The sequence below is a fragment of the Pseudomonas sp. A0308 genome, assembly GCF_044218815.1.
In the GTDB taxonomy this organism is placed as follows: domain Bacteria; phylum Pseudomonadota; class Gammaproteobacteria; order Pseudomonadales; family Pseudomonadaceae; genus Aquipseudomonas; species Aquipseudomonas iridis.
Genome location: NZ_CP162581.1, coordinates 1,300,781 through 1,322,300, shown reverse-complemented (window position 1 = coordinate 1,322,300; position 21,520 = coordinate 1,300,781). Strand labels below are relative to the sequence as shown.

Genomic DNA, 21,520 nt, shown 5'->3' with positions numbered 1-21,520 from the left:
GTCTCAGACTCGAGCCGCAGTCACGGCCGCCGAACCCCAGGTGGTTCTCCAGCGCCGCTTGACGCCGTGCAGGCCAAACCACGCCAGCACGCCAAGGCTGGCGAACAACCACAGGGCCAGTTGATAACTGCCGGTGCTCTGTTTGATCGCGCCCATGCCTGCCGCCAGCGCGAAACCGCCGATGCCTCCGGCCATGCCGATCAGCCCGGTCATCACACCAATCTCAAGACGAAAGCGCTGCGGCACCAGTTGGAAAACTGCCCCGTTGCCTGCCCCCAAACCGAGCATGGTGCAGACGAAAAGTGCCAGCGCCGCGTAGGAACTCGGCAGATTGAAACCGACCGCTGCGATGCAGATAGCCGCCACCGTGTACATCGCCAGCAAGGTGCGAATGCCGCCGAAGCGATCCGCCAGTGCGCCCCCCAATGGCCGCATCAGGCTGCCACCGAATACGCAGGCAGCGGTGTAGTAACCGGCGGTGACCGGGCTCAAGCCGTATTGATCGTTGAAGTAGCCGGGCAGGGCGCTGGCCAGGCCGATGAAGCCGCCGAAGGTGACGCTGTAGAAAAACATGAACCACCAACTGTCGCGGTCACCGAGGGCTTTGAAGTAGTCGGCCATGGACTTGGCTTTCGGACGTTGCGGGGCGTTTTTTGCCATCCAGGCGAACAGCACCAGCGTGAGGATCAATGGAATCACTGCGAAGCCGAAGACGTTGCTCCAGCCGAAGGAGGCGGCCAGTACCGGCGCGAGCAGTGCAGCGAACACGGTGCCCGAGTTGCCCGCGCCGGCAATGCCCATGGCTTTGCCCTGGTGCTCAGGCGGGTACCATTGCGACGCCAGCGGCAGCGCCACGGCGAACGAAGCGCCGGCCATGCCGAGGAACAGACCGAGGATCAGCGCCTGTTCGTAACTGTGAATACCGAGTTTCCAGGCGCCGAACAGCGCGCAGATGACAATGACCTGGCCGATCAGCCCGGCGGTTTTCGGTGACAGCCGATCCGCCAGCATGCCCATCGCGAAGCGCAGCACGGCGCCGGCAAGGATTGGCGTGGCGACCACGAGCCCGCGCTGCTGCGTGGTCAGGTGCAGGTCGGCCGCGATCTGCACCGCCAGCGGGCCGAGCAGGTACCAGACCATGAAACTCAGGTCGAAGTAGAGGAAGGCCGCGAACAAGGTCGGGGTATGGCCGGATTTCCAGAAGCTTTTATTCATCGCGCACCTCAGCTGTAAAGAGTCTCGAGAAGGAGTCATGAGTCAGCAAAGTGGGGCGCCGCCACGGCCGCACCACCGGCCCCGGGCTGTGGGGCCAAAAACGCAAAAACGCCGCTACCTGATTCGCCGGGTGGGGCGAGCGGGTCAGCGACGTCTTTGTCGTAGGTGGGGCAACCGCCGTTGGTTACCTGTGTGGAATGTGTAGCGAGATTTGTGCCAAGGCTTAAAGATCGCTGCCTCGTTGCACTCGAAAGCTCCTACAGGGGGAGCATCGAACTCCTGTAGGAGCTGCCGAAGACTGCGATCTTTTGATCTTGCTGGTTATTCAGCCGAGCAATTCACTCATCGCAATAATCTGCTCCGCCACCTGAATCAGCTTCTGCTGGCGGCTCATGGCCTGGCGCCGCATCAGGGTGTAGGCCTCTTCCTCATTGCAGTCCTTCATCTTCATCAACAAGCCTTTGGCCAGTTCGATGCGTTTGCGCTCAGCCAGCTGCTGGTCGCGGGCGTGCAACTGCGCACGCAACGCCTGATCACTCTCGAACCGCGCCATGGCCACATCGAGAATCGGCTGCAAACGTTGTGCGTGAATGCCTTCAACGATGTAGGCACTGACCCCGGACTTTATCGCCTGACGCATCACGCCGGGGTCATGCTCGTCGGTAAACATCACGATGGGGCGTGGCTGATCGCGGCTGACCAGCACAACTTGCTCCATTACATCGCGGCTCGGTGACTCGGTATCGATCAGGATGACGTCCGGGCGCACCGTTTCGACGCGTGCGGGCAGGTCGATGGTCAGGCCAGACTCGTCAATCACCTCAAAACCGGCCTCGGTCAGCGCCGCTTTCAGGCGTCCGACTTTTTTCGCTGTGTCGTTGATCAGCAGAATGCGCAGCATGTTGGCGGTCTCCTGTCAGCGGCGGGCGAGAAGGGGAGCATCGTCGCTCAGGGCGTGCAGCTTGAAACTGCGCGCATAACCGGCCGGATCACTGCCATCCCAGATTTTGCCGTCGAGCAACTGACTGCTGCGCATGTCCTTGTCCCGCGCGGCAACGCCAACAGCGGTCGCCGCGTCGCGATAGAGGCTCAATTGCTGAACCTGACGCGCCACGGCGAGGTAATCCGGGTCTTCGCGCAGCAAGCCCCAGCGGCGGAACTGGGTCATGAACCACATGCCGTCGCAGAGATACGGCAGATTGACTTCGCCGTTGCCGTGAAAGCGCAAGGCGTGGGGATCCTGCCAGCGATGACCGAGGCCGTCGGTGTACTCACCGAGAAAGCGCGGTTCGATGCACGAAACCGGCGTATCGAGATAATCCGGGGCGCTCAGCAGTTGCGCGGTGCTGCGGCGATTCTCTTGGCTTTCTTCGATAAATCGGCTGGCTTCGAGGATGGCCATCACCAGCGCGCGCGCGGTGTTCGGGTATTGCTCGACGAAGGCGCGGGTGCAGCCGAGGACTTTTTCCGGGTGATCGGGCCAGATCGTCTGGCTGGTGGCCAGCGTAAAGCCGAGATTCTGCTGTACCGCGCTGGCGGCCCACGGTTCGCCGACGCAAAAGCCGTCGATTCGTCCCGCTTGCAGGTGCGCAACCATTTGCGGCGGCGGCACGACCACGCTGTCGACATCCTGTAACGGATGAATGCCTTGGCTCGCCAGCCAGTAATAAAGCCACATCGCGTGCGTGCCGGTCGGGAAGGTCTGGGCAAAGGTCAATTTTGCGCGGGATTGGTGCACGTGGCGATCCAGCGCTTCAGGACTGTTCACACCGAGGGCTTGCAGACCGTGGGAGAGGTTGAGGCTCTGACCGTTTTGGTTGAGGCCCATCAACACGGCCATATCGGTAGATGCGATGCCGCCGATGCCCAAATGTACGGCGTAGATCAAACCGTACAGGCTGTGGGCGGCATCGAGTTCGCCGCTGACCAGTTTGTCGCGCAGGTTGGCCCACGAAGTCTGACGCTTGAGGTTCAGGGTCAGGCCATAAGGCTGAGCGAAACCCTGAGTGGCGGCCACCACCACCGAGGCGCAATCGCTCAGGGCCATGAAACCAAGGTTGATCGCAGTCTTTTCCGGAGCATCGCTGCCGTTGACCCAGGCCAGCGGCCCGACGGAGGGTTCATTCATCGCATGCACCTGCAAAAGCCGCCTTCAAAAAAAACGCCGCCATCGATTTTGCGCAGGCAAAACCCCATGACGACGCCATTGTCCTTGCCTGTACGCCGCCATTGGCGTGCGGGCTGATGGCAAGCAGGGTGCAAGGCATATGCCAGTCGCGTCGATTTGCGCGTGCGTCTCGCGCGGGGGGGCGATGCCCGGCTATAATCGCCGCCTCTTTTCGCCGCCCGAGTCATCGCCGCCCATGTACACCCTGGCCCGTCAGCTGTTGTTCAAACTTTCCCCGGAAACCTCCCACGATCTGTCGCTGGATCTGATCGGCGCGGGTGGACGTTTGGGCCTCAACGGTCTGCTGTGCAAGGCGCCAGCGAAGTTGCCGGTGACGGTCATGGGCCTGGAGTTCCCCAACCCGGTAGGTCTGGCGGCGGGTCTGGACAAGAACGGCGCGGCCATCGACGGTTTCGCGCAGTTGGGTTTCGGTTTTGTCGAAATCGGCACCGTGACCCCGCGTCCGCAGCCCGGCAACCCGAAACCACGGATTTTCCGCCTGCCGGAAGCCGAGGCGATCATCAATCGCATGGGCTTCAACAATCTGGGTGTGGATAACCTGCTGACGCGGGTCGCAGCGGCCAAATACAAGGGCGTGCTGGGCATCAACATCGGCAAGAATTTCGATACCCCGGTTGAACGCGCGGTTGACGATTACCTGATCTGCCTGGACAAGGTCTACGCCCACGCCAGTTACATCACCGTTAACGTCAGCTCGCCGAACACCCCGGGCCTGCGCAGCTTGCAGTTCGGCGATTCGCTCAAGCAGTTGCTGGCGGACCTGGCCACGCGCCGCGCCGAATTGGCGCTGCGTCATGGCAAGCATGTGCCGCTGGCGATCAAGATTGCCCCGGACATGACCGACGAAGAAACCGCGCAGGTCGCGCAAGCGCTGATCGAAACCGGGATGGACGCGGTGATTGCCACCAACACCACGCTGAGCCGGGTTGGTGTTGAAGGCATGGTGCATGGTGACGAGGCGGGCGGCCTGTCCGGTGCGCCGGTGCGAGACAAGAGCACCCACACCGTGAAAGTACTGGCGGCTGAGCTGGGTGGGCGCTTGCCGATCATCGCAGCGGGCGGCATCACTGAAGGCAAGCATGCTGCTGAGAAGATCACTGCGGGTGCCAGTCTGGTGCAGATTTACTCGGGCTTCATCTATAAAGGCCCGGCGCTGATTCGTGAATCGGTGGATGCGATCGCCGCATTGCGCAAATAACCCAGGCTGTCCCGGTCAATGTAGGAGCTGCCGAAGGCTGCGATCTTTTGATCTTGATGTTGATTTTAAAAAAAAAGGATCAAAAGATCGCAGCCTGCGGCAGCTCCTACAGGGGTGGTCGGCAGACATTCGAAAGGCGGGCGTCAGTCTAATCGACCGGGCATAAAAAAGGGCTCCTCGAAGGAGCCCTTGGGCCGTAGCCCGCCGTCCGGGAGGGACGTGCGTGGTTAATGCGTTGCAAATTCAGATTGTCGTGTCGGAATAAATGCCCTGTGTCAGCCGACGGCGTGAAGTTCGTTGAGTCTGTGGATTCCCGCAGTGCCGGTCATACCGTCCCAGTTGTCGCCGCGTCCTTCTCGCCAGCCGTTAATCCAGGCTTGACGTACCGACGGTAGAGTAAATGGGCAAAGCTCACGGGATTTGCCACCAACGCCATATTGATATCCGCGCAAAAATGCTCTTTCCAACGGATCACGCTTAAGTCTTCTCATAGGGTGTTTCCCTCACTTGTTGACTGTATGTGTCGCGTTGACCTCAACCGAGGTCTGGCAGAAAAACTCTGCCGGGGGCGGCTCGCTGCCGGCGTGGCGAGCCAAGGTGTTGACGCCGTTGCGACGTCAACCTGTGCTCAGTTCTAACCAATGAGTCACACCGATGGAATGACCGATTTGTCATAAGAACGTAACGAATAGGATGCTATGGCAATAAGTAACTGCGTATTTGTTCAATGTTTATTGAGCAAACCCCGGTATGATCGGCACCGCGCTGCATGATGGGCTTAATCCTTTAGTGAGAATGACCCACGGTTGCACTGGGGTACTATTCGACGAAGGGTTGTTTTGAGTCATTTTGTTGCTTCAACTTTTTTCTCTGTCCTTGCATCTAAGCTCTTTTAACCCGAGCAGCAGGGATGGGACGGCACACCTTCGTGCCACGCGGGCGTTCTTTTAGAAAAGCGCCTGATTGAAAACCGGACCGGCAATGCGTTGTCGGTTCACATAGCCAAAGGCTCTGGAAATACCATGTCCGACCAATTCGAACTCTTCCTCACTTGCCCCAAAGGTCTTGAAGGCCTGCTTATCGAGGAAGCCGTCGGGCTTGGCCTTGAAGAAGCCCGCGAGCACACCTCCGCCGTGCGTGGCATGGCAACCATGGAAACCGCCTATCGTCTGTGCCTGTGGTCGCGCCTGGCCAACCGCGTGTTGCTGGTGCTCAAGCGTTTCCCGATGAAGGACGCTGAAGACCTGTACCACGGCGTGCTCGACGTCGAGTGGCAAGACCACATGCTCAGCGATGGCACCCTGGCCGTTGAATTCAGCGGCCACGGCTCGGGCATCGACAACACTCACTTCGGCGCCTTGAAGGTCAAGGACGCCATCGTCGACAAACTGCGTACCCCGCAGGGCGACCGTCCGTCGATCGACAAGCTCAACCCGGATCTGCGCATTCACCTGCGTCTGGATCGCGGCGAAGCGATTCTCTCCCTCGACCTATCCGGCCACAGCCTGCACCAGCGCGGCTACCGCTTGCAGCAAGGTGCAGCGCCGCTGAAGGAAAACCTCGCGGCAGCAATCCTGATCCGTTCCGGCTGGCCGCGCATTGCTGCCGATGGCGGCGCGCTGGCTGACCCGATGTGCGGTGTCGGTACGTTCCTGGTCGAAGCGGGGATGATCGCCGCCGACATGGCACCGAACCTGCGTCGTGAGCAGTGGGGCTTCACCGCATGGCTGGGCCACGTGCCGGCGCTGTGGAAAAAACTTCACGAAGAAGCGACCGAACGTGCCGTCGCCGGTCTGGCCAAGCCGCCGCTGTGGATTCGTGGTTACGAAGCTGACCCACGCCTTATTCAGCCGGGCCGCAACAACGTTGAACGTGCCGGCCTGAGCGAGTGGATCAAGATCTACCAGGGCGAAGTGGCGACGTTCGAGCCGCGTCCGGATCAGAACCAGAAAGGTCTGGTGATCTGCAACCCGCCGTACGGCGAGCGTCTGGGTGACGAAGCCAGCCTGCTTTATCTCTACCAGAACCTCGGCGAGCGTCTGCGTCAGGCCTGCCTGAACTGGGAAGCGGCGGTGTTCACTGGTGCGCCGGATCTGGGCAAGCGCATGGGCATCCGCAGCCACAAACAGTATTCGTTCTGGAACGGCGCACTGCCGTGCAAGCTGCTGCTGATCAAAGTCACTCCGGATCAGTTCGTCACTGGCGAGCGTCGCACCCCGGAACAGCGTCAGGTCGAGCGTGAGCAAGCGGCTTACGATCAGACGCCGGACGAGCCACAAGAGCGCAAGTTCAACAAGAACGGCAACCCGATCAAACCTGAGCCAGCCCCGGCTCCGGTGGTCGAGCAGGCGCGCTTGAGCGAAGGCGGGCAGATGTTTGCCAATCGTCTGCAGAAAAACCTCAAGGCACTGGGCAAGTGGGTCAAGCGCGAAGGCATCGATTGCTACCGCGTGTACGACGCGGACATGCCGGAATACGCGATGGCCATCGACCTGTACCACGACTGGGTGCACGTTCAGGAATACGCCGCGCCGAAATCGATCGACCCGCAAAAGGCTTCGATCCGCATGTTCGATGCATTGGCAGCGATTCCGCAGGCGCTGAACATCGACAAGAGCCGCGTGGTGGTCAAACGCCGCGAGCGCCAGAGTGGCACCAAGCAGTACGAACGTCAGGCTGCGCAGGGCAAGTTCAATGAGGTGACCGAGGGCGGCGTCAAGTTGCTGGTCAACCTCACCGACTACCTCGACACCGGGCTGTTCCTGGATCACCGGGCGATGCGCCTGCGCATTCAGAAAGAAGCCGCCGGCAAGCGCTTCCTCAATCTGTATTGCTACACCGCGACCGCCAGCGTGCACGCGGCCAAGGGCGGTGCGCGCAGCACCACCAGCGTCGACCTGTCGAAAACCTACCTCGACTGGGCGCGCCGCAACCTGTCGCTGAACGGCTTCTCGGACAAGAACCGTCTGGAGCAGGGCGACGTGATGGCGTGGCTGGAAAGTTGCCGCGAAGAGTACGACCTGATCTTCATCGATCCGCCGACCTTCTCCAACTCCAAGCGCATGGAAGGCATTTTCGACGTGCAGCGTGATCAGGTGCAGTTGATCGACCTGGCCATGGCGCGCCTGGCGCCGGGCGGCGTGTTGTATTTCTCCAACAACTTCCGCAAGTTCCAGTTGGAAGAGAACCTGGCCGAGCGTTACGCGATTGAGGAAATCAGCGCGCAGACCATTGATCCGGATTTCGCGCGTAACACCAAGATTCACCGTGCCTGGAAAATCACGGCTCGTTGACGCTGCAAAGGATTGGATCCACAGAGCCTTGATTTTAAAGGCTCTTGGATCTGATCAACGCTAGCCAAATTGATGGCTAATAGCTATAAACTCACTCATGGCCAATGGGGGTTCCCCCGCAATGCTGGCGTAGTGAGTTGCCCTTATGTCGTTGCACCCCGTGCGCCCGAAGATTCTGGGTTTCATCAGCGAAGACGTCTCGGCCTGGCTGGTCGCGATGCTGGTATTGCTCGCCGGCGGGATACTCACGGGGCTGCTCGCCTGGGCTACTTTCAGCCAGTTTGAACAACAACTGCGTCAGCGCTTTCAGTTGCTGGCCAATGAGCGTTACAGCCGCATCGAAGAGCGATTTCAGGACCAGGAGCAACGCCTCGACGGCCTGCGCCGCTTCTTCACCAATTCCCAATCGGTGTCTCGCGCCGAGTTCGATGGTTATACCCAACCCTTATTACTGCGCACCCAGGCCTATTCGTTTGCCCTCAGGGTCAGTGCTGCCGAGCGCGCCGAATTTGAGCAGCGCGTGCGTGCGGAAGGCCTGAGCACGTTTACGATTCGCGAACTTAATGAACAGCGCGAGTTGCAACTGGCGGGCGCCCGAGATGAATACGTGCCGGTGTTATACAGCCAGACCCAAAGCCGTCTGGGCTCGCCGCTGGGCTACGATTTGCTCGCGCAACCGCTGCGCCGCGATGTCCTGCAGCGCGCCGATGAGCTGCGTAATCTGGTCGTTTCGCAACCGATGAATCTGATCAGTGTCGAGCAAGCCTATGCCCGCGGGGTCTTGCTGGTGGCGCCAGTCATTCGAGAGGGGCAGCAAAAGCCTTTCGGCTATGTGATGGCCGTGATCAGCATGCGCCAGTTGCTGGCGGATGGTTTGCCGGACGCGTTCCATGACTACCTTTCGGTGCGCATTCTCGACCTGTCGATCCCTGAGCAGCACGAGGTGCTCTACGAATCGGCTAACGATCCGGCACCCAGTGCTCTGGCCACCACCCGGCTGGTACGCATGGCCGATCACGACTATCAGGTGGATATCCTGCCGAGCGACGCTTTCGTGCAAGCCAACGACTCCTCAGTGGGGAGTGTGCTGATTCTCGGTGGATTACTCAGTCTGCTACTGAGTGCGTTGTTATATGTGCTGGTCAGCCAGCGCCAGCGAGCCTTGCATCTGGTCGAGCAGCGCACGCAAGAGTTGCACGACAGCGAACAGGAACTGCGCGGCACTCACGGCCAGTTGCGCGGCGTGCTGAATGCCGCAACGCAGGTGGCAATCATCGCCACCGATCTACGCGGGGTGATCAGCACCTTCAATCCCGGCGCCGAACAGATGCTTGGCTACCGCAGCGATGAGGTGGTCGGCCGCATGACCCTGGAGAACCTGCACTTTCCGCGCGAACTGATGGCCCGCGCGGCGGAATTGAGTGCGCGTTACGGCAAGGCGATCCCGACCTGTCAGGCGATGCTGGTCGAGGGCGGCGAAGTCGGCGGGCACGAAGCGCGCGAGTGGACCCTCATCTGCCAGGACGGCAGTCACCTGCCGGTGAACATGCTCGCTACCCCTGTGCTGGATGAGCAAGGCCTGTGGGTCGGGCATCTGGCGATCTGCATCGACATCACTGAGCGCAAGCGTGTGCACGAGGCGCTGGCGGCGCGTGATGTGCTGCTGAAAAAGCTCAGCGCTCACGTGCCCGGCGGCATTTACCAGTTCAAGATGGAATTCGACGGTCGCTTCAGTGTGATTTACGCCAGCGACGGCATCCGCGAGATCTACGAACTCGAACCGGATGTGCTGCTGCTCGATGCCGAGGCCATTTTCTCCCGTATCTATCCGCAGGACGTGATCCGCGTGCGCACCTCGATTCGGGCATCAGCGCAAAACCTCAGCCCTTGGCGCGAGGAATATCGCGTGCAGTTGCCCGTACGCGGTCTGCGCTGGGTGCGCGGCGAGGCGACGCCCGAGGAGCTGCCCGGCGGTGGCGTGCTGTGGCATGGCTATATCTCGGACATTTCAGATTTGAAGCGCGTGGAGGAGGAACTTCGGGCGCTGTCGATCACTGATTCGTTGACCGGTATCCACAACCGTCGCTATTTCCAGGAACGCCTGACCACCGAAATGGCCCGGGTCGAGCGCGGTGGCGGTGAACTGTCGGTGATCATGCTCGACATCGACCATTTCAAACGGATCAACGACCAGCACGGTCATGCCGTGGGCGACCGGGTGCTGCAAGCCGTGTGCGAGCGCATCGGCCATCGCTTGCGTCGCACGGATGTGTTCTGTCGCTTGGGTGGCGAGGAATTCATGGTGCTCTGCCCGGACATCGACGGCGAACACGCGTACATGCTCGCTGTGGAGTTGTGGCAGGGGTTGCGCAGTGCACCGGTTGATGTGGTCGGCGTGGTGACCGCAAGTTTCGGTATCGCCAGTTGGCGACCGGGGGAGGGCGCTGATTCGCTGTTGCTGCGCGCGGACTACGGGGTGTACGCGGCGAAGCAGGGCGGGCGGGATCGGGTCGAGCGGCAGATGAATTGATATTGAACACAGCACAAACTCTGTGGGAGCCGGGCTTGCCCGCGATGGCGTCAGTTCAGTCAGAATCTTTGGTGACTGACCTGACGCTATCGCTGGCAAGCCAGCTCCCACAGGGTTTTAGGGTGTTGGCGGGACTGGGTTACAAGACGGAAGCCGTCTGCGGCAGCTTCGGCTGGCGATACAGATCCAGCAGCACCTGATCCAGCACCGACGATGCACCAAACGGCGCTTTGTCGTTGAGGATCGCCACCACCGCCCAAGTGTTGCCGTTGACGTCGCGGCTGAAACCGGCAATCGCTCGCACGGTGTTCAGGGTGCCGGTCTTGACGTGGGCTTCGCCGCGCATGGCGGTGGTCTTCAGGCGTTTGCGCATGGTGCCGTCGGTGCCGGCAATCGGCAACGAGCTGATGTACTCGGCGGCATACGGGCTGTGCCAGGCGGCTTGCAGCATGTTCGCCATCTCACGGGCGCTGACCCGTTCGGCACGGGACAGGCCGGAACCGTTCTCCATCACCAGGTGCGGTGCGGTAATGCCTTTTTTCGCCAGCCACTGACGAACTACGCGCTGCGCTGCCCTGGCGTCGTCACCGTCGGCGTCGTTGCGGAACCTCTGGCCCAGGCTCAGGAACAGCTGCTGAGCCATAGTGTTGTTACTGTATTTGTTGATGTCGCGGATGATTTCCGCCAGATCCGGCGAGAATGCGCGAGCCAGCAATTTGGCGTTGCTCGGGGTCGGCGCGAGACGATCCCTGCCCTGAATGCTGCCACCCAACTCCTTCCAGATCGCACGAACGGCGCCCGCGGTGTAGGTCGCGTGGTCGAGCAGCGACAGGTAGGTCTGCGAGCTGCAACCTTCACCCAACTGGCCGCCCACCGTCACGGTCACGCTGCCATCGGGCTGTGGCACCGGGTTGTAGCGCACACCGCCGGTGCATTGCTTGGAGGGGAGCGCTTTAACGGTATTTTCGATGTGGATGCTGGCGATCGGCGGTTCCACCGAGATCAGCACCCGGCCACCGTCATTGCGGGCGACGAAGCGCAGGGCCTTGAGGTTGACCAGCAGCGAGTCGGGTTTGACCAGAAACGGCTTGTTCTCGTCATTGCCGTCATCGTTGAATTCCGGCAGCTGTGGCTGCACGAAGAAATTGCGGTCCAGCACCAGATCACCGGTGATCTGCGTGACGCCGTTGGCGCGCAGATCGCGCATCAACAGCCAGAGTTTTTCCATGTTCAGCTTCGGATCGCCGCCACCCTTGAGATAGAGGTTACCGTTGAGGATACCGCCGCTCAGAGTGCCATCGGTGTAGAACTCGGTTTTCCACTGGTGGTTGGGGCCGAGCATTTCCAGCGCCGCGTAGGTGGTAACCAGTTTCATGGTCGAGGCCGGGTTGACCGACACATCGGCGTTGAACACGGTGGCTGTGCCTGGGCCATCGAGCGGCACCATCACCAGCGACAGGGCGTTAGGCTGCAGTTTGCTCGCCTTGAGGGCTTTTTCGACATTTGGGGTCAGGGCAGTATTGATAGGGGCAGCAGAGGCAGGCAGGGCCAGAGGAAGAAAAAGGCCGGCGAAAAAAAGTGGACGCAACGATTTGATCATGTGAAATAAAACCCTGCAAAAGAGGGGGAGAAAAACGAGGACATGGATGAAAAAGCCCTCAGTGGTCACGAAAGTGTCGGCATTATGCCCCAAGGTGTAACCGCTTGTGCCGTCCCCGGGGTGGCTAATCAGTGATTTTTTTACAGGCGGTCGGCCGCAGTGTCCAGAGAGTCGGGCAAATGACGTCTTAAACTGGTAAAGTGCCGGCCGTTATTACTTAAGAGGATTGTTCCAATGGCGACTAACCGTTCCCAGCGTCTGCGCAAAAAACTGTGCGTTGATGAATTTCAAGAGCTGGGTTTCGAGCTGAACCTGGACTTCAAAGAAGACTTGTCCGAAGAAGCCATTGACGCTTTCCTCGAAGCCTTCATCAAAGAAGCCATGGAAGCCAATGGTCTGGGTTATGTTGGCGGCGACGACTTCGGTCTGGTATGCCTGCAGAAGCGTGGCTCGGTCAACGAAGAGCAGCGCGCTGCTGTTGAAGCCTGGCTGAAAACCCGTAGCGAACTGACCGGTGCAACCGTCAGCCCGCTGCTGGACGTTTGGTATCCGGAAAAGCCGATCAACGCGGCTAAGTGATACTGAAAAAAACGGCGACCTGAGGGTCGCCGTTTTTTTTCGTGGATCAAAAGATCGTAGCCTTCGGCAGCTCACAGGATCTACGCGTATTCCCTGTAGGAGCTGCCGAAGGCTGCGATCTTTTGATCTTACGCTTTACGCCAATTCAAAATCACCAGCGTCACAACCCCCGCAACAATCCCCCAAAACGCCGATCCGATGGAGAACAGCGTCAACCCCGACGCCGTCACCATAAACGTGATCAGCGCAGCTTCGCGTTCCTTCACTTCGGTCATTGCGATGCTCAAGCCGTTGATGATCGAGCCAAACAGCGCAAGCGCCGCAATTGACAGCACCAGTTCCTTCGGCAGCGCGGCAAATAGCGCCGCCAACGTTGCGCCGAACACCCCGGCGATCCCGTAGAAAATCCCGCACCACACTGCTGCGGTGTAGCGTTTGTTGCGATCTTCGTGGGCATGCGGCCCGGTGCAGATGGCCGCGCTGATGGCGGCGAGGTTGATGCCGTGTGAACCGAACGGCGCCAGTAACAACGAAGCGATGCCGGTAGTGGTGATCAGCGGCGAGGCCGGGACGGTGTAGCCGTCGGCGCGCAGCACGGCGATGCCGGGCATGTTCTGCGAGGTCATGGCCACGACGAACAGTGGAATGCCGATGCTGATGGTTGCCGCCAAAGAAAAGTGCGGCGTGGTCCACACCGGCGTGGCCACTTCCAGATGAAAACCGCTGAAGTCCAGAAGCCCCATGAAGCCCGACAGCGCGGTGCCGATCAGCAGTGCGGCGAGCACGGCATAGCGGGGCGACAGGCGTTTGACCAATAAATAGGTGAAGAACATGCCCAATACCAGGCCGGTGCGGTGTTGCGCGGCGACGAAAATTTCGCTGCCGATCTTGAACAAAATCCCAGCCAGCAAGGCTGCCGCCAGCGATGCCGGGATCTTCTTCATCAGCCGTTCAAAACTACCGGTCAGCCCGCAGATCGTCACCAGCACCGCGCAGGTGATGTAGGCGCCGATGGCTTCGCCGTAACTCACGCCGCCAAGACTGGTGATCAACAGCGCCGCGCCGGGTGTCGACCACGCAATGGTGATGGGCGTGCGATAGCGCAGCGACAGGCCGATCGAGCACACCGCCATGCCAATCGAAATTGCCCAGATCCACGAAGAAATCTGCCCGCTGGTCAGGCCCGCCGCTTGCCCGGCCTGGAACATCAGGACCAGGGAGCTGGTGTAACCGGTCATCATCGCAATGAAACCGGCGACGATGGCCGAGGGCGATGTGTCGGCCAGAGGGCGCAGTTGAGTGTGCGTGGCGTCGTTCATGACAACGGTGTTCCTTATACCAATGAAGATGTCCCCTGTACGCCAAACCCCTGTGGGAGCGAGCCTGCTCGCGAAAGCGGTGTGTCAGTCAACATTCATTTTGAATGTGAAACGGCTTTCGCGAGCAGGCTCGCTCCCACAGGGGATTGTGGTCGACCAGCGGATTCTGCGATCAAGCCTAAACTCAATCGTAACGAACCGTTGCAATACAGCCGTGGTCACAAACAGCCATACAGTCGTGTTGCCACCATCCATTGTGTACAATCGCGCTGTTTTTTACGCGATACTTGCCAGCGACCTACTGTGCCGTATTACAGTCACGGTCTATTCGCCGCAGTTCTCCCGACTCGAGTGCCCATGAACGAACAGTTGCAACCCCTCAAGAAACAACCGCGAGCAGGCAAAGCCGGCCGCAGCGGAACCCAGGACGATATTGTCTACGCGCACATCTTCGAGGCCATCCTCGAACAGCGTCTGGCGCCCGGCACCAAGTTGAGCGAAGAAGCGCTGGGGGAAATATTTGGGGTCAGTCGCACCATCATTCGCCGCGCGCTGTCGCGTCTGGCCCATGAAGGTGTGGTGCTGTTGCGGCCGAACCGTGGCGCCGTCGTTGCCAGTCCGAGCGTGGAAGAAGCGCGTCAGGTGTTCATGGCCCGCCGTCTGGTCGAACGCGCGATCACTGAACTGGCCGTGCTGCACGCCACCGCCGAACAGATCGCCGAATTGCGCCAAATGGTCAACGACGAGCGCGACAGCTTCTCGCGCGGTGATCGCGGCGCCGGTATTCGTCTGTCGGGCGAGTTCCATCTGAAACTGGCGGAAGCGGCGAAAAATGCACCGCTGGTCAGCTTCCAGCGCAGCCTGGTCTCGCAGACCTCGCTGATCATTGCCCAATATGAAAGCGGCAACCGCTCGCACTGTTCCTACGACGAGCACACCCAACTGATCGACGCCATTGAAGCGCGTAACGGTGAGTTGGCGGTGGATCTGATGATGCATCACATGGATCACATCGACAGCAAGCTCAACCTCGATGAGGAAGGCGCGTCGGATGATCTGCATGCGGTGTTCTCGCATTTGTTGCAGACCAAGAAGCCGGGGCGTCCTGCGGCCAAGCTTTGAGCTGATACCGAGTCGACCCTAATCGCTGGCAAGCCAGCTCCCACAGGATTTTGTGGGGTTAGCAAATCTGCGATTCACCGAGAAACCTGTGGGAGCTGGCTTGCCAGCGATGCAATCTGACAGGCAACAAAAAATCCCCCGGGGCTGAACACCACCGGGGGATTTTTTTGCCTGTGAAAACTTAGCGCTGATGCACCAGCGCACCCGCCGCATAAGTCTGCTGCACGGTCCGGTCATCGCCCAGCGTCATCAACACAAACAAGGTCTCGGCAATGTTATTCGCCTGTTTCAAGCGATAGCTCAGCAACGGCGTGGCGTTGTAATCCAGCACCAGGAAGTCAGCGTCGCTGCCCGGTTGCAGGTTGCCGATCTTGTCTTCCAGACGCAGCGCCCGCGCGCCACCCAAAGTCGCCAGATACAACGACTTGAACGGACTCAAACGCGCGCCCTGCAACTGCATCACTTTGTAGGCTTCGTTCAGTGTTTGCAGCAACGAGAAACTGGTGCCGCCACCCACGTCAGTGCCCAGCCCCACGTTCAACTTGTGCTTCTCGGCCATTGGCAGATTAAACAAACCGCTGCCCAGGAAGAGGTTCGACGTCGGGCAGAACGAAACGGCGGAGCCAGTTTGCGCCAGTCGCGCACATTCGTCGTCGCACAGGTGCACGCCGTGGGCGAATACCGAGCGCTCGCCGAGCAGCTGGTAGTGATCGTAAACGTCCAGGTAGCCTTTGCGCTCCGGGAACAGTTCCTTGACCCACTCGATTTCCTTGAGGTTCTCGCTGATGTGGGTCTGCATGTACAGATCCGGATATTCAGTCAGCAATTGCCCGGCGAGGGTCAATTGCTCCGGGGTGCTGGTCGGCGCGAAACGCGGGGTGACCGCATAGTGCAGGCGACCTTTGCCGTGCCAGCGCTCGATCAGCGCCTTGCTCTCGACGTAGCTGGATTCGGCGGTGTCGGTGAGGTAGTCCGGCGCGTTGCGGTCCATCATCACTTTACCCGCGATCATCCGCAGATCGAGTTTCTCGGCCGCTTCAAAGAACGAGTTCACCGACTGCGGGTGAACGCTGCCGAACACCAGCGCCGTGGTGGTGCCGTTGCGCAGCAGTTCCTTGACGAAAATGTCAGCGACTTCATCGGCGTGCGCCTTGTCGCCGAACTGGCTTTCGCACGGGAAGGTGTAAGTGTTGAGCCAGTCGAGCAGTTGCTCGCCATAGGCGCCGACCATGCCGGTTTGTGGCAGGTGAATGTGGGTGTCGATAAAGCCCGGGGTGATCAAGGCATCCTGATAGTGGTTGATTTCGATGTCTGCCGGCAGCGTCGGCAGCAAGTCGCTGGCGTGGCCGACGGCGCTGATCTTGCCGCCATCGACCACCAGCAGGCCGTCCTCGAAATATTCGTAGGAGGCTTCGATACCGACTTCGGCGGGGTCGGCAATGCTGTGCAGGATGGCGGCGCGGTAGGCTTTGCGAGTCAGAGGCATGAGGTTTCTCTAATCAATTTGAGGCTTTGAGTTTGGCGGCCTGACTGCGGCGTGAAAGCGGCAGCAGTTTGGCAATCGGTTCGGCGCTGGCAGTGTGCTGGCCGAAATTGGCGTTATAAGTAGCGATGATTTCGCCGGCGATGGAGATGGCGATTTCCACAGGCAACTTGCCTTTGACTTCGCCGATACCCATCGGGCAGCGCATGCGTTGCACGACGCTGGCGTCGAAGCCGCGGTCACGCAGACGGTGTTCGAACTTGGCGCGTTTGGTCTTCGAGCCGATCAGGCCGAACCAGGTGAAATCGTTGCGCTTGAGGATCGCGGCGGTGAGTTCCAGATCCAGCTGATGATTGTGGGTCATGACGATGCAATAGCTGCCGGCGGGCAGGTCATCGATTTCATCCACAGGCTCTTCGGCGACGATTTTACGGACGCCGTGGGGAATCTGTGCGGGGAATTCTTCTTCCCGGGAATCGATCCAGCGCACCCGGCAGGGCAGGCTGGCGAGCAGCGGCACCAGGGCGCGACCGACGTGGCCGGCGCCGAACACGGCGATCTGCGCTTGCACCTGGCCCATCGGTTCGAACAGCAACACCGTGGCGCCGCCGCAGCACTGGCCCAGACTGGCACCGAGGCTGAAGCGCTCCAGATGAGTGTCCTGCTTGCCGCTGGCAAGCATCTCGCGAGCGATCTGCATGGCTTTGTATTCCAGGTGCCCGCCACCGATGGTGTCGAAGATCTGGCGAGCACTGACGACCATTTTCGAGCCGGCATTGCGTGGCGTCGAGCCGAGCTCTTCGATGATCGCCACCAGCACACAGGGCTCGCCCTGGTTCTGCAGGTCGGCGAGGGCGTCGATCCAGTTGTACATATTCACCTCGACATCTTTGTTGTCTGTTCGGGCCTCTTCGCGAGCAGGCTCGCTCCCACATTGGAATTGCACAGTCCAACGGTCAGTACAAATTCCTGTGGGAGCTGGCTTGCCAGCGATGGCCGCGCCTCGGTCTTAAAGCGAAGCCAGCTCGGTTTCAGCTTCGACGGCCTTCACCGCTTTAAGCTGACGCATCTGCTCACAGCCCCACAACACCCGCTCCGGGGTCGCCGGGGCGTCGATCTTCGGCTGATGCTTGTAGTCACCGAGGCTTGCCACAGCGTCCTTGATCGCACACCACGCGGCAATGCCGAGCATGAACGGCGGCTCACCAACGGCCTTGGAGTGGAACACGGTGTCTTCCGGGTTCTTGCGGTTTTCTACCAGTTTCACTCGCAGATCCAGCGGCATGTCCGCCACTGCCGGGATCTTGTAGCTGGCCGGGCCGTTGGTCATCAGCTTGCCCTTGTTGTTCCAGACCAGCTCTTCCATGGTCAGCCAGCCCATGCCCTGGACGAAACCACCTTCAACCTGACCGATGTCGATGGACGGGTTCAGCGAGGCGCCGACGTCGTGGAGAATGTCGGTACGCAGCATCTTGTATTCGCCGGTCAGGGTGTCGACGATGACTTCGCAGCACGCCGCGCCGAAGGCGAAATAATAGAACGGACGGCCACGGGCCTGGCTGCGGTCGTAGTAGATTTTCGGGGTTTTGTAGAACCCGGTGCTCGACAGCGAGACCTGATTGAAATACGCCTGCTGGATCAGCGATTCAAAGGTCAGGATGTGATCACGAACGCGTACATGGCCGTTATGGAATTCGACGTCTTCCTCGCTGACTTTGAAGTGCCGTGCGGCGAACTCAACCAAGCGTTGCTTGATGATCTCGGCGGCATTCTGGGCGGCTTTACCGTTGAGGTCGGCGCCGCTGGAAGCAGCGGTTGGCGAGGTGTTTGGCACCTTGTCGGTATTGGTCGCGGTGATCTGCACGCGATCGATTTCGACCTGGAACACCTCGGCCACGACCTGCGCGACTTTGGTGTTCAGGCCCTGGCCCATTTCGGTGCCGCCATGGTTCAGGTGGATGCTGCCGTCGGTGTAGATATGAATCAGCGCACCGGCCTGGTTCAAGAAGCTGGCGGTGAAGGAAATGCCGAATTTCACCGGGGTCAGCGCCAGGCCTTTTTTCAGGATCGGGCTGTTGGCGTTGTAGCGACGGATCGCTTCGCGGCGCTCGTAATACTGGCTGCTTTCTTCCAGTTCCGCGGTCATTTCCTCGAGCATGTTGTGCTCGACGGTCTGGTAGTAGTGGGTAACGTTGCGCTCGGTCTTGCCGTAGTAGTTGGCCTTGCGCACCGCGAGTGGGTCGAGGTTCAGGTGACGGGCAATCGCGTCCATCACTTCTTCGATCGCGACCATCCCTTGCGGGCCGCCGAAACCCCGGTAGGCGGTGTTCGAGGCGGTGTTGGTCTTGCAGCGATGACCGTTGATGGTCGCATCGCCCAGGTAATACGAGTTGTCCGAGTGGAACATTGCGCGGTCGACAATCGACGCCGACAAGTCTGGTGAGCAACCGCAGTTACCGGCCAGTTCCATGTTGATCCCGTGCAGGCGCCCGGTGCTGTCGAAGCCGACGTCGTACTCGACGTAGAACGGGTGACGCTTGCCAGTCATGAGCATGTCTTCGACGCGCGGCAGGCGCATTTTGGTCGGCTGACCGGTGAGATGCGCAACCACTGCGCACAGGCACGCGGGGCTTGCCGCCTGAGTTTCCTTGCCACCGAAACCACCGCCCATGCGGCGCATGTCGACGACGATTTTGTTCATCGACACGTCGAGCACTTCAGCGACCAGTTTCTGCACTTCGGTCGGGTTCTGCGTCGAGCAATAAACAATCATGCCGCCGTCTTCGGTGGGCATGACCGAGGAGATTTGCGTCTCCAGGTAGAAGTGTTCCTGACCGCCAATGTGCAGCGTGCCTTGAATGCGATGATCGGCCGTCGCCAGTGCGGAGACCGAATCGCCACGCTGATGGGTGTGGCTGTCGAGGACGAAATGGCGCTTGCGCAGCGCTTCGACCACATCCAGCACCGGCTCGAGGTCTTCGTATTCGATGATCGCGGCCATCGCTGCCTTGCGTGCGGTTTCCAGATCCTTCGCCGCCACGGCGAGCACCGGTTGCCCGACAAATTGCACATCATCGATGGCCAGCAACGGGTCGCCCGGCATCAGCGGGCCGATGTCTTTCAGGCCCGGGACGTCTTCGTGGGTGATGGCGATGCGTACGCCTTCGAAGGCATAGCAAGGACTTGTATCAATGCTGATGATCTTCGCGTGGGCGCGGTCCGACAGACGTGCGTACAGGTGCAACTGATTCGGAAATTCCAGGCGATCATCGATGTACTGCGCTTCACCGGACACATGTTTGGCGGCGCTGTCGTGCTTGACGCTGCGGCCGACACCGGTGGTCAGGTCCTGGGCGAACAATTCGGCCAGTTCAGCCTGGGTCTTCTCTACGGCGTGATGGTTAGACATAAGCGGTCACCCGAGTCTCGATGTGCGGTGTTTGCAGTTCGATGAAGTATTTGCGCAGCAGGTTCTGCGCGCTGAGCAGGCGATATTCCTTGCTGGCGCGGAAGTCCGAGAGCGGCGTGAAGTCTTCGGCCAGGGCAGCGCAGGCGCGTTCGATCACGGCATTGTTGAACGGTTGGCCGATCAGCGCGGCTTCGCAAGCGGCGGCGCGTTTGGGGATCGCGGCCATGCCGCCGAAGGCGACGCGGGCATCGCTGATCACACCGTTTTCGATGCGCAGATTGAACGCGGCGCAGACGGCGGAGATGTCGTCGTCCAGACGCTTCGAGACTTTATAGGCGCGGAACAACTGCTCGGCGCTGGCACGCGGGACGATGATCTTCTCGATGAATTCGCTTTCCTGGCGGGCAGTGACGCGGTAATCGATGAAGTAGTCTTCCAGGTTCAGGGCGCGCCGGGTTTCGCCTTTGCACAGCACGATCTGCGCGCCGAGGGCGATCAGCAGGGGCGGCGAGTCACCGATGGGCGAAGCGTTGCCAATGTTGCCGCCGAGGGTGCCCTGGTTGCGGATTTGCAGTGAAGCGAAGCGGTGCAGCAACTCGCCGAAATCCGGGTACTCGGCGTTCAGCGCTTCGTAGCAGTCGGAGAGGCTGGTGGCGGCGCCGATTTCGATGCGGTCATCGAAACTGTCGATGCGCTTCATTTCGGCGACGTTGCCGACGTAGATCATCACCGGCAGCGTGCGGTGGAACTGGGTGACTTCCAGCGCCAGATCGGTGCCGCCCGCCAGCAGGCGTGCTTGTGGGTAAGCATCGTAGAGATCGGCCAGATCGGCGACGGTCAGCGGCACCAGGCAGCGCTTGTCGCCGCTGTTGAGTTCGCCGATATCGGTGGGGGCAATGGCTTTGAGTCGGGCGATGGTGTCAGCTTCGCGGGCGTCGAACTGATCCGGTTGCTTGGCGCAGCACGACTGCTCGGCAGCGGCCAGAATCGGCCGGTAGCCGGTGCAACGGCAGAGGTTGCCGGCCAGCGCTTCGTGGGCCTTGGCGTTATCAGGCGCATCGCTGTTCTTTTGCAGAGCGAACAGCGACATGACGAAACCGGGGGTGCAGAAACCGCACTGCGAACCGTGGCACTCGACCATGGCTTTCTGCACGCTGTGCAGTTCGCCTTTGTGCTTGAGGTCTTCAACGCTGATCAGTTGCTTGCCGTGCAAGGACGACACGAACGTCAGGCACGAATTGAGGCTGCGATAGCGAATATGTTCGCGACCATCGTCATCCGTCTGCAACTCGCCGACCACTACGGTGCAGGCGCCGCAGTCACCGCTGGCGCAACCTTCTTTGGTGCCGGATTTGCCGACGTGTTCACGCAGGTAATTGAGCACGGTCAGATTCGGGTCCAGGGCGTGCTCGCTACGGAGTTCCTGGTTAAGTAAAAACTGGATCACGGAAGGCCTCGCAGACTCATTATTGTTGTTAAGCGACTTGAGCCGAATTTAGCAGCTCTGACTTTTCGGTCAATGGTTTTCTGACTTAAAGGTCAAGAAAATGCATTTCGTCGATCAACAACCTGTCTATTCAGTAT

Annotated in this window: 15 protein-coding genes; 5 read left to right on the top strand and 10 right to left on the bottom strand. The window is 60.1% G+C overall.

The window, feature by feature from the left end:
• Positions 1–3: 3 nt before the first annotated feature.
• The 3 genes from AB4P92_RS06145 to AB4P92_RS06135 all read right to left on the bottom strand — a co-directional run bounded on the left by AB4P92_RS06145 (position 4) and on the right by AB4P92_RS06135 (position 3,343).
• Positions 4–1,215, bottom strand: a complete 1,212-nt coding sequence (locus AB4P92_RS06145; RefSeq protein ID WP_042558506.1) for a NarK/NasA family nitrate transporter — start codon at positions 1,213–1,215, stop codon at positions 4–6.
• Between the two features lie 325 nt (positions 1,216–1,540).
• Positions 1,541–2,116 carry an ANTAR domain-containing response regulator gene (locus AB4P92_RS06140; protein ID WP_042558507.1) on the bottom strand — a complete coding sequence of 192 codons (576 nt, stop codon included), beginning with the start codon at positions 2,114–2,116 and terminating at the stop codon, positions 1,541–1,543.
• A 15-nt stretch (positions 2,117–2,131) separates the two neighbouring features.
• A complete protein-coding gene (locus AB4P92_RS06135; RefSeq protein ID WP_200610546.1) occupies positions 2,132–3,343 on the bottom strand; it encodes a CmpA/NrtA family ABC transporter substrate-binding protein in 1,212 nt (403 codons plus the stop codon).
• A 235-nt stretch (positions 3,344–3,578) separates the two neighbouring features.
• Here AB4P92_RS06135 and AB4P92_RS06130 point away from each other — a divergent pair, with 235 nt between their 5' ends.
• Positions 3,579–4,601 carry a quinone-dependent dihydroorotate dehydrogenase gene (locus AB4P92_RS06130; RefSeq protein WP_042558509.1) on the top strand — a complete coding sequence of 341 codons (1,023 nt, stop codon included), beginning with the start codon at positions 3,579–3,581 and terminating at the stop codon, positions 4,599–4,601.
• A 275-nt stretch (positions 4,602–4,876) separates the two neighbouring features.
• Here the strand turns inward: AB4P92_RS06130 and rmf are convergent, their stop codons facing one another.
• The gene (gene rmf / locus AB4P92_RS06125) at positions 4,877–5,092 is read right to left on the bottom strand and encodes a ribosome modulation factor (RefSeq protein WP_003223300.1); all 216 of its coding nucleotides are present in this window, start codon (positions 5,090–5,092) and stop codon (positions 4,877–4,879) included.
• 531 nt (positions 5,093–5,623) lie between these two features.
• Here rmf and rlmKL point away from each other — a divergent pair.
• Together rlmKL and AB4P92_RS06115 are read left to right on the top strand one after the other, a co-directional pair.
• Positions 5,624–7,894: a bifunctional 23S rRNA (guanine(2069)-N(7))-methyltransferase RlmK/23S rRNA (guanine(2445)-N(2))-methyltransferase RlmL gene (gene rlmKL / locus AB4P92_RS06120; RefSeq protein ID WP_395599110.1), complete on the top strand. Its 2,271-nt coding sequence runs from the start codon at positions 5,624–5,626 to the stop codon at positions 7,892–7,894.
• Between the two features lie 145 nt (positions 7,895–8,039).
• Complete coding sequence (locus AB4P92_RS06115; RefSeq protein ID WP_395599109.1) at positions 8,040–10,424, top strand: diguanylate cyclase; 2,385 nt, start codon at positions 8,040–8,042, stop codon at positions 10,422–10,424.
• Between the two features lie 139 nt (positions 10,425–10,563).
• On the opposite strand, the gene dacB is transcribed toward AB4P92_RS06115, so the two are convergent.
• Positions 10,564–12,024 (bottom strand): D-alanyl-D-alanine carboxypeptidase/D-alanyl-D-alanine-endopeptidase, encoded by a 1,461-nt coding sequence (dacB, locus tag AB4P92_RS06110; RefSeq protein WP_395599108.1) that lies wholly within the window; start codon positions 12,022–12,024, stop codon positions 10,564–10,566.
• A gap of 234 nt (positions 12,025–12,258) precedes the next feature.
• On the opposite strand from dacB, the gene AB4P92_RS06105 reads away from it, so the two are divergent.
• The gene (locus tag AB4P92_RS06105) at positions 12,259–12,603 is read left to right on the top strand and encodes a YggL family protein (protein ID WP_042558513.1); all 345 of its coding nucleotides are present in this window, start codon (positions 12,259–12,261) and stop codon (positions 12,601–12,603) included.
• Between the two features lie 128 nt (positions 12,604–12,731).
• Here the strand turns inward: AB4P92_RS06105 and AB4P92_RS06100 are convergent, their stop codons facing one another.
• Entirely contained in the window at positions 12,732–13,922 is a 1,191-nt protein-coding gene (locus tag AB4P92_RS06100; protein WP_042558514.1) for a benzoate/H(+) symporter BenE family transporter, read from the bottom strand.
• 357 nt (positions 13,923–14,279) lie between these two features.
• Between AB4P92_RS06100 and AB4P92_RS06095 the strand changes: the two genes are divergently transcribed.
• Entirely contained in the window at positions 14,280–15,044 is a 765-nt protein-coding gene (locus AB4P92_RS06095) for a GntR family transcriptional regulator (protein WP_042558515.1), read from the top strand.
• Between the two features lie 181 nt (positions 15,045–15,225).
• Here the strand turns inward: AB4P92_RS06095 and guaD are convergent, their stop codons facing one another.
• From guaD to xdhA, 4 genes are all read right to left on the bottom strand, one after another.
• On the bottom strand, positions 15,226–16,530 hold the full coding sequence (gene guaD, locus AB4P92_RS06090; protein WP_042558516.1) for a guanine deaminase: 1,305 nt from the start codon (positions 16,528–16,530) through the stop codon (positions 15,226–15,228).
• A gap of 13 nt (positions 16,531–16,543) precedes the next feature.
• Complete coding sequence (gene xdhC, locus AB4P92_RS06085; protein WP_395599107.1) at positions 16,544–17,401, bottom strand: xanthine dehydrogenase accessory protein XdhC; 858 nt, start codon at positions 17,399–17,401, stop codon at positions 16,544–16,546.
• A 135-nt stretch (positions 17,402–17,536) separates the two neighbouring features.
• Positions 17,537–19,936, bottom strand: a complete 2,400-nt coding sequence (gene xdhB / locus AB4P92_RS06080) for a xanthine dehydrogenase molybdopterin binding subunit (protein WP_261735658.1) — start codon at positions 19,934–19,936, stop codon at positions 17,537–17,539.
• Positions 19,929–21,383 carry a xanthine dehydrogenase small subunit gene (xdhA, locus tag AB4P92_RS06075; RefSeq protein WP_395599106.1) on the bottom strand — a complete coding sequence of 485 codons (1,455 nt, stop codon included), beginning with the start codon at positions 21,381–21,383 and terminating at the stop codon, positions 19,929–19,931. The genes xdhB and xdhA overlap by 8 nt, the downstream gene beginning before the upstream one ends.
• Positions 21,384–21,520: the final 137 nt, after the last annotated feature.